The organism is Edaphobacter sp. FHG110511_03 (assembly GCF_059115365.1).
Genome location: NZ_JBZYWL010000001.1, coordinates 1,475,962 through 1,491,031, shown reverse-complemented (window position 1 = coordinate 1,491,031; position 15,070 = coordinate 1,475,962). Strand labels below are relative to the sequence as shown.

Below are 15,070 nucleotides of genomic sequence, written 5' to 3'. Positions count from 1 at the left end.
TCATAGCAGACCTGCTTCTGTTGTGAAGAAGGAGGTTTGTTTGGCCACAAGGCAATACATTCTCGCCCTCGACCAGGGCACTACCAGTTCTCGCGCCATGGTCGTAGACGAATCCGGCTCCGTCATCTCCATCGCGCAGCATCCATTTCGTCAGATCTTTCCAAAACCCAGTTGGGTCGAACACTCCCCCACCGAGATCTGGTCTTCGCAGAGTGGCGTTGTCACCGAAGCCCTCGCCAAGGCCAACCTCACGGACCGCAATATTGCGGCCATCGGCATCACCAATCAACGTGAGACCACCGTCGTATGGGATCGCGAGACGGGAGAGCCTGTCTTCAACGCCATCGTCTGGCAGGACCGGCGCACCGCCGAGTACTGCGACGGTCTGCGTGCGAAGGCCGGTGATCTTATCCAGCAGAAGACCGGGCTCATCCCCGACGCTTACTTCTCCGGCTCCAAGATCAACTGGATCCTCACCAACGTCGAAGGGGCACGCGCCAAAGCCGAGGCAGGCAAGCTCGCCTTCGGCACCGTGGACAGTTGGCTGATATGGAAGCTCACAGGCGGCGCTCGCCATGTCACCGATGTGACCAACGCCTCCCGCACCATGCTCTTCAACATCCACACCATGCAGTGGGACGACGAGCTGCTGAAGCTGCTCGACATCCCCGCATCCATGCTCCCGGAGGTTGTCGCCTCGAGCGGTGTCTGTGGAACCGCGAAGGGCCTCATCCACGACGTACCGATCGCCGGAATAGCAGGGGATCAGCAAGCCGCGCTCTTCGGGCAGATGTGCACCTCGCCCGGCATGGCCAAGTGCACCTATGGAACGGGTGCTTTCATGCTCATGAACACCGGCACCACGCCCATGGCCTCGAAGAACCGTCTGCTTACCACCGTCGCCTGGAAGATCGGCGATACGGTCGAGTACGCCCTTGAGGGCAGCATGCTGATGGCCGGAGCCGTCGTGCAGTGGCTGCGCGACGAGTTGCAGATGATTCGCACCTCTGCCGAGATCGAACAGCTTGCGGCCTCAGTACTTTCTTCAAACGGAGTCGTTCTTGTTCCGGCTTTTGCGGGGCTGGGTGCTCCCCACTGGGACCCCTACGCCCGCGGCGCGCTCGTCGGACTCACCCGCGGAACCTCGCGAGCCCACATCGCCCGCGCGGCTCTTGAGGGCATCGCACTGCAGGCGACAGACGTGCTTGAGGCTATGCAGGCCGACTCCAACCTGCCCCTGGCACAGCTCCGCGTCGACGGCGGCGCGGCGGCCAACAACATGTTGATGCAGATCCAGTCCGACGTCCTCGGCATTGAGGTCGTGCGGCCAAAGAACGCGGAGGCCACGGTGCTCGGCGCAGCCTATCTCGCCGGTCTCGCCGTGGGATACTGGCCAGACAAGGACACGATCGCAGGCCAGTGGGAGATCGATCGCGTCTTCAAGCCGGCGATGGAAGCTGGCGACCGAAAGAAGGTCCGTTCCACCTGGCGCCGCGCGCTTCAGCGCGCTGGCGAGTGGACGCGTGAGGAGGAACAGCAAGGTTGAGCAATCGCGCTGAGATTTTGCGCAGACTGGGCGAGCAGGTCGAGTGGGATGTGCTCATCATCGGCGGCGGAGCTACGGGTCTGGGTGCGGCAGTAGAAGCGGCTTCGCGGGGCTATAGGACCACGCTGATCGAGCGCGCGGACTTCGCCAAGGGGACCTCGAGCCGAAGCACCAAGCTGGTGCACGGCGGCGTAAGATACCTAGAGCAGATGAACATCACGCTGGTGATGGATGCACTGCGTGAGCGCGGCCTGATGCTCGAGAACGCTCCCCACCTGGTGCATGATCTCTCCTTTGTGGTCCCTATCTTCGACCTCTTCGGCCTACCTTACTATGGCTTCGGGCTGAAAGTGTACGAGTGGCTTTCAGGGAAGCTGTCCTTTGGTCCCTCGCAGATGCTTTCGCAGAAGGAGACCCTCGCCATGCTTCCCGGTATTCGCTCCGAAGGCCTGCGCGGAGGCGTGCTCTATCACGACGGGCAGTTCGACGATGCTCGATATGCTATCTCGCTGATGCGAACCTTCGAGGAGCTGAATGGAACCGCCATCAACTACGTCGAGGCGACGGGTCTGATCGAGCACAACGGTAAGGCCGTCGGAGTGCACGCCCGCGATCTTGAAAGCGATACCAGTTTTGACCTGCGAGCCAAGGTGGTGATCAACGCGACCGGCGTCTTTACCGAGCAGGTGCTGGCCATGGATGGTGATCGGGAGTCCCTGCTCTCGGTGAGCCAGGGAAGCCACTTCGTTCTGCCGCCTTCCTTTCTGCCCACGTCGAACGCGATGATGATTCCCAAGACCTCGGATGGCCGAGTGCTGTTTGCGATCCCGTGGCATGGAGCGACGGTCGTGGGGACAACCGACGAGGCTGTCGAGCGGGCCAGCGTCGAGCCTCGGGCGATGGCTTCGGAGCGTGGCTTCCTGCTCGAGCACATCGGCAAGTATCTGGGCCGGAAACCGCAACCCGACGAGATTCTCAGCGTGTGGTCCGGTCTGCGTCCGCTGGTTCGCAAAGGCGGCGGGGCAACCTCGAAGCTGTCACGCGATCACACCATCCTGGTTCGTCCCTCTGGCCTTGTGACCGTGACCGGTGGCAAATGGACAACCTACCGAAAAATGGGCGAGGACGTCATCAACCGGGCAGCTGACGTCGGAGGTCTGCGCAAGGAACCCTCGCGGACGCGATCGCTGCGGCTGCACGGATGGAGTCGCGATATTCCGGACGTTGAGTCTGAGCGAGTTTATGGGTCAGATCTTCCTCGGATCGAGCGGCTGTCACTGGAGGATGCGGCGCTGAACGAGCTCATCCATCCTCAGCTTCCGTACAGGATGCGCGAGGTGGTCTGGGCTGCTCGTCAGGAGATGGCGAGGACCGTCGAGGATGTTCTGGCGAGGCGGACTCGCGCGCTGTTCCTCAATGCACGGGCTGCAGTGGAGGCAGCTCCTCGTGTTGCCGAGGTGCTGGCGCGGGAGCTTGGGCGCGGCGAGGAGTGGAAGATCCGCGACCTGGAGTCGTTCGCTTCGGTCGCGCGTGGTTATGTGTACGAGGGTGAATGATGGTCGATTGGTCTGCGGTGATCGGTGAATTTTTCGGGACGTTTGTCCTTATCGTGCTCGGCAACGGCGTCGTAGCCGGAGCGCTGTTGAACCGGTCGAAGGCGCAGAACGCGGGCTGGATCTCCATCACGGCCGGATGGGCCATCGGGGTCTTCGCCGGGGTTGCTGTAAGTGCGGCGCTGGGTGATACGGACGGGCATCTGAATCCTGCCTTCACCGTGGCGTCGGTGATGATGACTGGTCACCCGGAGCGCCTGCTGACCTATATTCCGGCACAGATTCTGGGCGCGCTGTGCGGAGCCGCCGTGGTCTGGCTCCACTACAAGCCTCACTGGCAATTGACCGAGGACCCCGATGCCAAGTTTGCCTGCTTCGCAACGGCTCCGGCCGTCTACTCGCCAGGATGGAACCTGGTGAGCGAGATCATCGGGACTTTTGTACTCGTGCTGGTGGCCACAGCTCTCTTCTCCAAGCGCATCGCTCCGGCGGGTGTTGCTCCGGGGCTGGGACCACTGCTGGTAGGCTCGCTGGTCTGGGGAATCGGGCTTTCGCTGGGCGGAACCACCGGCTATGCGATCAACCCTGCCCGCGACCTGGGACCACGGCTCGCGCATGCGCTGCTGCCGATTGCGGGCAAGGGCGGCTCCGGCTGGGGTTATGCCTGGATCCCGGTCCTCGGCCCCATTCTAGGAGCCCTGCTCGCGGTAGCGGTCATCCGCGGATTCAACGTTGCCTGATACCCCCTCCCCCCGTACTTTTTTGTGCAAAGTCTTCTATTTAGGTGACTTAGGTCCGGACTTTGTGTGTGCACCGGCTTCCGTCGCCTCGATCCTGTTCATTCAGAGGCTATTTCCATTATAGGGAGGGGGGAAACTGATCGGCAACTGTAAGGCATTGTGGGTAAAGGGCTTCCATGGGATTGGGGCTTGACAGGCCTTTTCTGGGTCCGTTCGATTCCGGATTGGATCTGTGGGGCATGGGTGGCCTTCTTGAGGCCTGGGGGTAAAAGGCAAAATACAGGGATCTCTCCACTTCGCTTCGCTTCGGTCGAGATGACGTTTGTGAGGGGGCGTCGAGATGGCGTTTGGAGATGGGGTGTCGAGATGACGGTGTCGCGATGATGGTGGGCGTGGATGTTTATTTGGAGAAGGATTTTGGCGGTTTTAGGTCTTCTTCGCGGAATGGCTCTATTGGTCCGGCCCAGTCTTCGCTCAGGTCACGCCATGTGGGGTTTTCAGCGACGATGAGCCGCATCTTTTTGATACGGGACCATCGCTTCAACTGTTTTTCCCGCGCAATGGCTGATTCGATGTCGCTGAAGCGCTCGAAGTAGACGAGGTCCTTGATGTTGTAGCGCGCCGTGAAGCTGTCGGGATCGACTTCGTTGCGATGCTGGCGAATGCGGAGATCGAGGTTGGCTGTGACACCGATATAGAGGTGCTTGAAGCCATTGGAGAGGATGTAGATGTAGGAGATTTCCTGCATGGGTGGAGTATGACATCGCCTCGGAGCTGTGGCCTGGGAAAAGCGAAATACAGGGATCTCTCCACTCCGCTTCGCTTCGGTCGAGATGACGTTTTGGGCGGGGTGATTGGGTTGGATTGGGAGCGCCTATGTCCTCTGACTGCGGACAGAGGGTGTGAAAGAAAGAGTGGGTTACTCCTGGACTACCGCTTTGACCAGGTTGCGGGGGTTGTCTACGTCGATGTTGCGGGCCGTGGCCATGAAGTAGGCGAGGAGCTGTAGCGGGACCACCTCAAAGAGCGGAGAGATGTATTCGGCTGTGGGAGGGACCACGATGGTGTGGTCGCTCAGCTCGGCGATGCGGGTATCGCCTTCGGTGACGATGGAGAGGATCTGGGCTTTCTGCTTGCGCATGTCGCGGACGAGGTTGACGGTCTTCTCGTAGCGGAGGACGGAGTCCGGCGCATGAGGGTCGCAGGTGGCAAGAACGACGAGGGGGTTGTTGCGATTCACCAGAGCGTTCGGGCCGTGCTTGAGCTCGCCGGTGGGATAGCCCTCAGCCTGGATGTAAGCCGATTCCTTGAGTTTTAGAGCGCCTTCGCGGGCGATGGGATAGTGAATGCCACGGCCAAGAAAGAGGAAGGTTTCCGCGTCGTTGAGGGTGGCGGCGATCTGGGAGAGCTGCTTTTCCCACCGGGGAAGAGCGGCCTGCATGGCATCGGGAACGGAGAAGAGACGTTCTAGATGGGATTCGACTACCGCACGGGTCATGCTGCCGTGGACGCGGGCGGTGTAGAGCGCGAGCAGGGAGACTACCGCAAGCTGGGTGGTGAAGCTCTTGGTGGCGGGAACCGCGCGCTCGATGCCGGCGAGCGTGGGGAGGGAGCAGCCGGCAAGCTTTGCCATGGACGATTCGGGCTTGTTGGTGATGGCAATGGTGGAGCAGCCGCGGGCGATGGCCTCGCGAAGTGCCTCGGAGGTGTCGGCAGTCTCTCCGGATTGCGAGATGACAACGAAACAGGGGTTGCGCAGGGTCTGGGTGGAACGGTAGATGTACTCGCTGGCATATTCGACATCGACGGCGATTCCAGCGAGGTCTTCGAAGAGAATCTCGCCAGCGAGACCGGCATGACGGCTGGAGCCTGAGGCGGCGATCAGGATGCTGTCGCGACCGACCAGAGCCTGCCGGGCGGCAAGAAAGACATCTTCGCGCAGGCCGGAATCGTCGGAGTAGGCGGAGAGGGTTTCCGCGATGGCGTGGGGCTGCTCAAAGATCTCGCGTAGCATGGCGTGGGGAAAGTGGCGGGTGTTGGCATCCATGGGGTTGTCTATACCTCTATACCGTTAACTCTACCGCGATTCGAAACCTTTCGCGGTCCAGGCAAGGCCGCGATTTTCTGAAGCTATGATCATCTCACGCCTCCCCCAGAACATGTATGGACGTGCCCGGATCGATGTACTATGCTCAAACCTTCAAAATACCTCTGAAGGCAAGGTGATACAGCTCCTTTGACAAGGAGCGTGGTTATGCAGGAAGGCCCCGCAATACGGTATGGATCCGATGTCCTCGACACGATCAGCATCTCGGCTCTGCAACGACGGGGTAATGGATGAGCGATCTCGCGAAAAAGGCTTGGCCAGCTTCTTCGAGAAGGCAACTGGCACTGTTCGTTTTTCTGTTTACGATAACGACGCTGCTGGTGCTGCTCTATCCTTTTGGCCAACCGGTCCAGATTCTTCGTCATGATTTGCCTTGGACGAGGCGCACGAGCGAGGTCCTGCTTCAACTCACCGGTGGCCTGGGAGCCTGGCTGGTCTGCATCTTCTGTCTGATCGGGATGCGGCGGATTTCAAGGTCATGCAGCGAGAATGTTCCTTCCCTTCTTACCTGCCATGTACTTTTTGCCTTTGTTCTCTTTTTCACGATCAAGCGGCTTGCCGGCAGCATTCTGCCCGTCGGCTGGCTCGTGGGGAGTTCTCATTGGATCGATCTGCTGAGCTCCCTTGGAGCCGCGGCGAGCATCGCGATGATCTTTCCCTATTTGCGCAGCATGAAGGAAGATTCCGGAACTGCGCAAAAAGAGCATGCAAAATTTCTTGCGTCGGTGGAGAGCAGCCTCGACGATTTCTACATCTTCGATGGCATTCCTGACGCCTCTGGCCAGATTGTCGATTTCCGGTTCGCCTATATCAACCCGAATGCGGAGCGCCGGCTGAATGTCAAGCGCGAGAGCCTTCTGGGGAAGGTCCTCACGGAAGTTCGTCCTTACATGATCTCCTCCGGGCTGATCGAGAAGTACCGAGAGGTTGTCCGCACCGGCGTGCCCCTGGCCTGCGAGGTTTTTATCGACGATGAGAGGATCAAGGACACATGGCTCAGCATCCAGGTGGTCAAGCTTGGAGATGGGGTAGCCATTACCAGCCGCGACGTTACAGAGAGCAAACGTATGGCGGACCATGTGCAGCACCTGGCCCACTACGATCAGCTGACGGGCCTTGCGAACAGGACGTTGCTGGCGGACCGTCTGCACCAGGCGGTGCTGCGGGCGCGACGCTATCGACACCAGGTCGCGCTGTTTGTGCTTGATGTCGATTATTTCAAGCGGGTCAACGATTCTCTAGGCCACGCTGCCGGGGATGCACTGCTCACCGCAGTTGGAGAAAGACTGGTTTCCCTGATCCGTGAGACCGATACGATTGCGCGCATGGGCGGCGACGAGTTCGTGATTGTGATGCCGGACTTCAAGAGTATGGAAGACGTGAGACGTTGTGGCCTGCAGATGGTTCAGCGTCTTGCAGAGCCGATCACGATTGAGGATCGCGAGATCCAAATCACGGTCAGCGTCGGCGTCTGCACGCTTCCTAACCATGCCGAGGAAGAAAAGGAACTTTTCAAGAATGCCGATGCCGCCATGTACGTGGTGAAGGCGGCAGGCCGCAACGGCCTGAATGTTTTTGGCGAGAGCGAAAGCATGATCAGGGCCGGCGAGGCAGGGATTGAACTGAAGCAGGATCGATACTGACAGCGCGATCCCTCGTGAAGTGTTTCGGAGACCTGGAGCTAAAAAAAATAGCGGTGCGGGCCACCCCCTGCACCGCCGTGGAGAAGCTTAGTGGGTTCCGGCGGTCGCGGGAGACGCTTCTTTGCCGAGGGCGAGTTGAGGATTTTTAGCCATGCTGAGGAGATTGGCCATGATGCGGAAGGAGCCGGGAACTCCGTCGGGCATCTGCCGGAAGAAGGCATACGACAAGTAGACGTAAGCTCCCTTGCCGTAGCGGGCATAGAGAAGGCCGCCCTTTTGTGGGTCCTGATCGGTATCGTGCATTTCGGTGAGGGCGATGTAGTGTGAATCCCAGCTGCGCATGAAGCCGTGGCCGCGCTCCTCGACCCAGTGGTCGAAGTCGGCGGAGGTGATTTTATTGGGCCAGTTGAGGACGGGATCGTTGGGGACGAGGATGGATACCTTGTTGTCCTCTTCGACAACCTTTTCGGGATCACCGGAGAGGGTGAGCGGATAGGGGCCGTAGCTGTGGTCGTACTCGGGAGTCTGGTACTGGACGACGACGGTTCCGCCGTTGTGCACGTATTCGAGCAGACGGTTGTTGAAGGTCTTGAGTTCGGGACGCGCCGCATAGGCACGGATGCCGAGAATAATGGCGTCGTAGTGAGACAGGTCTGCGGAGGCGATCTCCCCCGCGGAGAGCATGGAGGGATGGATGCCGATATCCTCCAGCGAGGTGGCGACGTCGTCGCCGGTTCCCATCACGTAGCCGATGTTGAGATTCGGCGCGGTCTTTACGTCGACGCCGGTGGTGCGGTATGTGGCTGGACGATAGTGCGGATAGGGCCGCAGGCCGGGATAGCCGACAGTCTGAAAGCCCTGGGTGAACTTCTCACCATTGAATTCGGCGACCGCGGTTATGGTGTAGGGCTTTGTCTGCACCTGCTGGGGCTGGACGTGGAAGGTGAGGTTCTGGTCTTCTCCTTCGCGCATGGTGGCAAAGTCAGCGACTTCAGGAGTGGACTTCCAGCCGGGAGGAAGGTCGAGCCGGAGAGTTCCCTTGGCAGGTCCCTTGACGCTGCTGTGTAGCTCGACGTGAAGCTCGATAGCGGAGTTGTTGAGGGGGACCACTCCGGCATAGGGAGTGACCGTGAGCGAGATGGCCGGGGCGATGAGCAGGGGCTCGAGAACAGGTCCTTCCCCGTTGATGCGGTGCACGGTTTGGACGACACCCGCCAGCCTAATTGCGACATCGTGATATGTAACTGTGGCTGTAGCAAGCAGGGGATAGGGGCGCGTTGGGAGGTTGAGGTAACGGGGGTCGTTGATGTCGTAGTAAGACTGTTTCAGGGACGGTCGACTGAAATAAGGCCGGGTGAGCTCGGCGGTGCGGGGAACGGTGACATCGAAGGATTGGTCGCGGGTTCCGCCGGGGGCGAGCTGGCCGACGGCAGAAGCTTTCGGAGCGATGGTAAAGCCGGCTCCGGCCTCGGAGACGACGTTGACCGCGGAAAGGGAGACGGGGTCCGCACCCTGGTTGGCGATGTGGACTGCGACGGCGACCTTGTCTCCGGGAACAACGGTCTGCGAAGTGGGCAGCTGCGTAGAAAAATCACCGAAGGGCCCTGTGCGGCCTGTTCCGGCGGGGCCCTCTATGGTGTTGGCGAGCAAGGCCAGGCCAAGGGACTGCTGCAGAGCGAGATTGAACTGCTGCTGCTTGATCGTCAGCTCGTGCGTCATGTTGTAGCACGCGTCGGCGGGCAGCTTGCTGCTGGAGATCTCCTCAAGGAGCGCGTTGGTTTCGGAAAGGCCTTTCGCGAGGATAGGTGCGATGGTTGCGGGCGTGGCAGCATTGAAACCGCTGAGAGCCGATTCAACCGTAGCGTTGAGGGCATTCAGCTTTTCGCGCCACGCGGCCTGCTCGCTCTCAGGGGCATAAGAGGCGATACCGGCGAGGGTGGTGTCGATGCCGTCGAAGAAGGTTTTCTCCTTCGAAGCGGCGGTCACGCGCGAGGCGTAGAGATGATAAGGAGTGGAGAAGGCGCGCGGGAGCGGCACGGCAATGCCGCCGTTCTGGGTCTTCTGCTCGTTGAGCCCCTCGCGAGAGAGTTGCATATACGAGGTTCCGAGCATGGGATTGTAGTTGCCGCTGGGGATCTCGACCGTCGTTGAAGGAACGCCCTCGATCCAGGTGCTGTCGACGTAGTTACGGAAGCGGGCAGGCGCGTAATGGCCCGTGGCGTAGTCGTAGATTCCCTTTTCAGAGACGCGGGCGAAGGGGACGCGGCCGTAGACCTTGAGCGGCGACCAGGGAAGCAGGCCTGCCCTGATCTGGTCGGGGAAGACTTTGGGATCGCCCGCCATCGCGTAGACTCGCTGCGCCATGTAGCCGGCGACCTGATGGTGTCCGTGGCCATCGGAGACGTTGCCCGCGAAGACGCTGGTGACGACGAGCGGACGCTGGATGCGGATGGCGCGAACGACGTCGTAGAGGACGCGCTCTTCGCCCCAGGTCTTGAGGGCTTCCTCGATGGTTTTGGAGAAGCCGAAGTCGGCTACGCGAGTCCAGTATTGATGAATGCCGTAGTAGTCGCCGGCGGCGAGAAGCTCCTGGGTGCGGAGAGTTCCGAGCTGATCCCAGAAGTCAGAGGTCATGACGTTCTGTCCACCTTCACCGCGATTGAGCGTGAGCAGGGTGGTATCGACGCCCTGGCCGCGGCTTTCATACGTGAGCGTGCCGCCATCTTCGTCGTCAGGATGTGCGGTGACCATGGCGAGCGAGGCCCGGGTATGGAGCTTCTGCAGCGTCTGCGAGAGGCCTGTCGATCCGCGATCTACAGAGAGGGGGCGCGCATATGCGGACTGATAGGGAGCAGGCCCGGACTGCTGAGCCACGACGGCTTCCCCCTGCAAAGCGAAGGACAAGGTAAGGATCGTGGCGATGGTCCCGCGGCGGACATCAGGTCTCATGAACGAAAGGCTCCTGGAGATGCGACTCTTTGCTACAGATGATCTTCTGTTTGGTTAGGGTGCTTTATGAGAGTCTCATTCTTTGTTTGGTAATGGATACCAGACGCCCTATAACTTTGTAAAGATTATTAACAAATTTAGGATATGATGTCTCGACAGACGCCCTCATGCGAATCCAGTCCACCCCATCTGTTCAATATCCATCAGGATCCGCGGTACAGCCTTCGCGGCCGTCGCATCTGCGCCAGGCGAATGCGCGCGGACTTCTGCGGCTGCTGCGGGAACATAATCCCTGTTCGAAGGCCGATCTGGTGCGGCTGTCCGGATTGAGCGCACCTACGGTTTCAAGTGCTGTGGCCTATCTGGAGTCGCTGGACCTGGTAGAGAATCTTGGAGATGGGGAGTCGAGCGGTGGACGGCCACCCGAGATGCTGCGCTTCAACGCCAACCGTGGCTATGTAGCCGGAGTAGACATAGGCGGCACGCGACTGCGCATGGTTCTAGCGGATCTGAATGGACACATTGTGACGCAATGGGCGACGCAGTTCACGGAGCGACAGAGAGCGCCAAAGGCAGTGTGCGCGTTGGTCCATGATGGACTGAAGATGATGTGCCAGGAAGTCTCGACCTCGATGAAGAAGGTACTGCACATCACGGTAGGCGCGCCGGGCGTAACGAATGTGGACTCCGGAATGGTGCTCTCCGCGCCGAACCTGCGGGACTGGAACGACGTTCCCTTGCGAACGATGATCGAGCGCGAAGTTGGCATTGCCGCGACGGTGGAGAACGACACCAATCTGGCCGCGGTGGGCGAGCACTGGCGCGGGTCGGCCTCGGGCGTCGAAGACTTTCTGTTCATCGCCCTGGGTACAGGCGTGGGTGCGGGAATCTTTCTGCGTGGACGGCTGCATCATGGCGCGAACTGGAGCGCGGGCGAGATTGGCTATGCCGCCGTGAACGGACGTCCAAGGCAAGCCCTGGAGGTCCAGGCGGCAGGGCAGATGGAAGGCGCGATCGGCGGCCTGGGTATCGAGGCTGAGTGGAGAAGGCTGCTGGGGCGCGAGCGACGCTCCAATATGAACGAGCTCGCAAAACTACGCGCGACCGAGATCTTTGACCTTGCTGTGGACGGCGACCGACTGGCTGCACAGATTGTGCAGTATGCGGCACAGATTCTGGCGGACTGTATTGTGGACATGTCCCTGACGCTGGACCCGGAGGTCGTCATTCTGGGCGGCGGCGTGGGCTCGCATGCGGAGCTTTGTAGAAGCACCGAGAAGCTGCTGGCGCGCAACGAGTTCGCAAAGCCGCAAGTGCGGTCGAGCTCGCTGGGGACACAGGCGCAGCTTCACGGTGCAATCTCGGTCAGTCTTTCCGCCACCGAAGCTCGCCTGCTGGACTAACCCGAGAATCCAGAATTTTATTGACAGCCTTCCAATGTTTCACTAGTGTGAAGGCACCTTCAACACTTCCTAAATAGGTTTTACTAAGTTTTCCGTCCCGGGCAGCTTTCGCGATAGCAGCTTAGCTTTCCAGATTGCAAGATCCGTTTTGACGGTCCCAGGAGGCACACCTTGTCGACTCTTCGCAGTGTCCGAATCTCCCTTCTTGGAGCCGCGCTCTTCGCGGGACTCCCCGTTCTGATCGCACCTGCAATGGCCTGGGGTCAGTCACAATCCATCAACGGCACGATCCGCGGGCATGTGACGGATGCGAGCGGTGCTTCCATTGCCGGTGCCAGTGTCACCGTCACGAATACCGAGGTCGGCTATAGCCGGGCGATTCAAACGGGAGGGGATGGCTATTACGTACTCGTCAATCTTCCTCTGGGAACCTATAGCGTCTCGATCACAAAAGAAGGTTTTTCTACGGCACACTACGATCAGATCGCATTGTCTGCCGGCAAAGAGGCTACGTTGGACAGCTCGCTTTTAGTGGGAAACGCGACCGAGCAGATTGAGGTGATCGCGTCGACGACGAATATCGATCCTTCGACGCTCAACGTACAGCGGACGCTGGATTCACGCGAGATCGAAAACCTTCCGCTGACTTCGAGGAATCCGTACAACTTCATCCTCTTTCAGCCGGGCGTGAGCGGCCATCCTAACCAAGAGCTGGGGATCCCGCGCACGATCAATACCAATGGTTTGCTGGATCGAATCAATTACCAGATGGATGGCATGGTGAACACCCAGAGCGATCGTATCGGTCTACGCCTGTTCCCGATCGGCAACATCTTCGTCAAAGAAGTCCAGACGGTCTCCAACAGTTTTGCTCCGGAGTTTGGCTGGACCTCCGGGGACGTTTATAACGTGATCTCCAATAATGGAACCAATAACTATCACGGATTGTTTCAATGGCTCCGCCGCTGGCAGGACGCGACCGCGTATCCATTCTTCGCCGATAAAACGAAGGCGAAGCCGAACCTGGAACTGGAGGATTACTCGGCGAATCTGGGTGGTCCTGCGATCAAGGACAGACTGTTCTTCTTCGGATCCTATGAGCACGTGGTGCGCGGACAGCCTGCGCCAGTCACGATTACACCTGCGAATATTCAGGCTCTAGGACTGACGCCCGATCAGGTTGCAGCAGCGCCCGGCCTGCTGCACGGCACCTTTGTGCTGGGACGCGGCGACTGGACCATCAACCAGAAGAACTCGCTGTTCGTGCGTTACAACTACTTCAAGAATGACTTCCCGTTCAACACGCAGGTGGGCGGCATCAATACGCGAAGCACCGGCGTTGACTTTCTGGATCGCGCCCACGTGATCGGTATGCAGTTGACCTCTACGATCAACGATCATCTGGTGAATGAACTTCGATTCTCCTGGCCGTTCCGCAACAACTCGCACTTTCCCGGACCCCAGGGCGGAACTGACCCAGCCATTATCATCACCAACATCGCAGCCCTGGGAGCATCCAACATGGGCGGAGATCAGTACACCGACAAGGTCCCCAGCGGAAGCGACAACGTAACCTACGTTCGGGGAGCCCACACAATCAAAGGCGGGTTCAGCCTGGCGCAGCTGATCAATCGTCAGCGTCTTGTAAGCTTTAACACCTACACCTTCCGCAGCGTCGCAGACTATCTTGCGGCCAAAAATGGAACCAACCCTTATAGCTATAGTCAGTTTGCGCGCCAGCAGGACAAGACCGGGATTGGGTATGCCTCTTTATTCTTCGGAGCCTATATTCAGGACACCTGGCAACTCTCACGAAGACTGGTGGTTGTTTACGGTGGCCGCTATGATCGTTTCAAGGGACCGCAGGCGAATCCAAATGCACCCTTTGTAAACTCGCAACATTTCAATACGCCGAATACCAACTTTGCACCTCGTCTGGGTTTCACATACCGGCTCGACGACAAGACGGTTCTGAAGGCATCCGCTGGAATGTTCTATCAATCGACCCCAACGAATCTCTGGTTCAATGCGCTGAACCTGGATGGATCGAATCGCACCAACAGCTTTACGATCACACAGCCTGCCGGCGCTACCAGTGGCGTTCTGGCGTTCCCGAATATTCCTGCAAGCGGCGTGGGGGCACGACAGAACGTAACCACTGTCTCCCCAACGTTCAGGAACGAATACACCTGGAATGCGACGATGCAGCTCTCGCATGAGTTCAGCCGCTATGACACGTTCATGCTGGGCTATATCATGACGAGCGGTCGCAATCTGCAGTATCAGCACAACATCAACGTCAAAAATCCGATCCGGTTCCTGGCGGATGGGCGCCCCGTCTTCGACACTGCGGTCAATGCAAATTCGCGCGTGGATACGAGATTCGATCAGATCAACCAGGTTGAATCGGGAGCGAATACAAGCTTCAACGCGCTTCTCGTGAACTACACTCGTTCGCTAGCCCGAGGCATCCAGATCAACGCGAACTACACTTGGTCGCACACAATCTCGGATGGCCCTGAGGTGAACACGTTTGAACAAAGCGTGGGCATCGAAGATCCGACGAATCTGAAGCGCGATCGCGGCAACAGTCTCGTGAATCATCCGAATGCGTTCAACCTGACCGCAGTGATGGAGCCGACGTTCACCCTGAGCAACCGCTTCCTGAACTCAGCTGCCAATCACAACATGATTGCGCTGCTGGCCAATGTCAGCTCGGGCGACCAGGCAAGCATTCTGACAGGCGTGACGCTGAATGGAGACGCCTCGACACAGGCTGTTACACGGCCCGCGTTTGTGGGGAGAAACACAGTGCGCTCCCCCAGTGTCTATCAGATCGATGGACGTTATACGCGAACCTTCCCTAAGCTGTTCGATCGCCTCTCCACGTCGTTCCTGCTGGAGGCGAATAACATCTTCAACCACACCAACGTAACCGGCATAGCCACGACGCAGGCCGTCAATACAACAACAGGTATTGCGACCGGAGCGGCGCCGACCATCGTTCGCAGTTCTGTGCTTGAGGCTCGCATCGTTCAATTCGGCGTTGCAGCTCGCTGGTAGTCAATCGCGGTGACGTAAACCGATCATGGTTTACGTCACCTATTTTTTTGTCTTGAAACGGGTAAT

Annotated in this window: 9 protein-coding genes; 6 read left to right on the top strand and 3 right to left on the bottom strand. The window is 59.1% G+C overall.

Features of this window, described 5'->3' with window-relative positions:
* The first annotated feature begins 40 nt into the window (after nt 1-40).
* The 3 genes from glpK to AC5S26_RS05955 are packed head-to-tail and all read left to right on the top strand — an operon-like array spanning nt 41 to nt 3,839.
* Nucleotides 41-1,546, top strand: coding sequence for a glycerol kinase GlpK (glpK, locus tag AC5S26_RS05965; RefSeq protein WP_494183933.1), 1,506 nt, complete (start codon nt 41-43; stop codon nt 1,544-1,546).
* Complete coding sequence (locus AC5S26_RS05960) at nt 1,543-3,102, top strand: glycerol-3-phosphate dehydrogenase/oxidase (protein WP_494183932.1); 1,560 nt, start codon at nt 1,543-1,545, stop codon at nt 3,100-3,102. The genes glpK and AC5S26_RS05960 overlap by 4 nt, the downstream gene beginning before the upstream one ends.
* Entirely contained in the window at nt 3,099-3,839 is a 741-nt protein-coding gene (locus tag AC5S26_RS05955) for an MIP/aquaporin family protein (RefSeq protein WP_494183931.1), read from the top strand. Before AC5S26_RS05960 ends, AC5S26_RS05955 begins: the two co-directional genes overlap by 4 nt.
* A gap of 400 nt (nt 3,840-4,239) precedes the next feature.
* Here the strand turns inward: AC5S26_RS05955 and AC5S26_RS05950 are convergent, their stop codons facing one another.
* A complete protein-coding gene (locus tag AC5S26_RS05950; RefSeq protein ID WP_494183930.1) occupies nt 4,240-4,587 on the bottom strand; it encodes a GIY-YIG nuclease family protein in 348 nt (115 codons plus the stop codon).
* 171 nt (nt 4,588-4,758) lie between these two features.
* Nucleotides 4,759-5,886 (bottom strand): SIS domain-containing protein, encoded by a 1,128-nt coding sequence (locus AC5S26_RS05945; RefSeq protein ID WP_494183929.1) that lies wholly within the window; start codon nt 5,884-5,886, stop codon nt 4,759-4,761.
* A 290-nt stretch (nt 5,887-6,176) separates the two neighbouring features.
* Between AC5S26_RS05945 and AC5S26_RS05940 the strand changes: the two genes are divergently transcribed.
* Nucleotides 6,177-7,589, top strand: a complete 1,413-nt coding sequence (locus AC5S26_RS05940) for a diguanylate cyclase domain-containing protein (RefSeq protein ID WP_494183928.1) — start codon at nt 6,177-6,179, stop codon at nt 7,587-7,589.
* Nucleotides 7,590-7,676: 87 nt separating this feature from the next.
* Here AC5S26_RS05940 and AC5S26_RS05935 read toward each other — a convergent pair whose 3' ends face one another.
* Nucleotides 7,677-10,538 (bottom strand): PIG-L family deacetylase, encoded by a 2,862-nt coding sequence (locus AC5S26_RS05935; RefSeq protein ID WP_494183927.1) that lies wholly within the window; start codon nt 10,536-10,538, stop codon nt 7,677-7,679.
* 167 nt (nt 10,539-10,705) lie between these two features.
* On the opposite strand from AC5S26_RS05935, the gene AC5S26_RS05930 reads away from it, so the two are divergent.
* The gene (locus tag AC5S26_RS05930; protein ID WP_494183926.1) at nt 10,706-11,941 is read left to right on the top strand and encodes an ROK family protein; all 1,236 of its coding nucleotides are present in this window, start codon (nt 10,706-10,708) and stop codon (nt 11,939-11,941) included.
* A gap of 171 nt (nt 11,942-12,112) precedes the next feature.
* On the top strand, nt 12,113-15,004 hold the full coding sequence (locus AC5S26_RS05925) for a TonB-dependent receptor (RefSeq protein WP_494183925.1): 2,892 nt from the start codon (nt 12,113-12,115) through the stop codon (nt 15,002-15,004).
* Nucleotides 15,005-15,070 lie beyond the last annotated feature (66 nt).

What these genes read in the sequence shown, in the direction of transcription:
- AC5S26_RS05955 (WP_494183931.1), top strand. Translation starts at nt 3,099, where the DNA reads ATGATGGTCGATTGGTCTGCGGTGATCGGTGAATTTTTCGGGACGTTT.
- AC5S26_RS05950 (WP_494183930.1), bottom strand. Translation starts at nt 4,587, where the DNA reads ATGCAGGAAATCTCCTACATCTACATCCTCTCCAATGGCTTCAAGCAC.
- AC5S26_RS05945 (WP_494183929.1), bottom strand. Translation starts at nt 5,886, where the DNA reads ATGGATGCCAACACCCGCCACTTTCCCCACGCCATGCTACGCGAGATC.
- AC5S26_RS05940 (WP_494183928.1), top strand. Translation starts at nt 6,177, where the DNA reads ATGAGCGATCTCGCGAAAAAGGCTTGGCCAGCTTCTTCGAGAAGGCAA.
- AC5S26_RS05935 (WP_494183927.1), bottom strand. Translation starts at nt 10,538, where the DNA reads ATGAGACCTGATGTCCGCCGCGGGACCATCGCCACGATCCTTACCTTG.
- AC5S26_RS05930 (WP_494183926.1), top strand. Translation starts at nt 10,706, where the DNA reads ATGCGAATCCAGTCCACCCCATCTGTTCAATATCCATCAGGATCCGCG.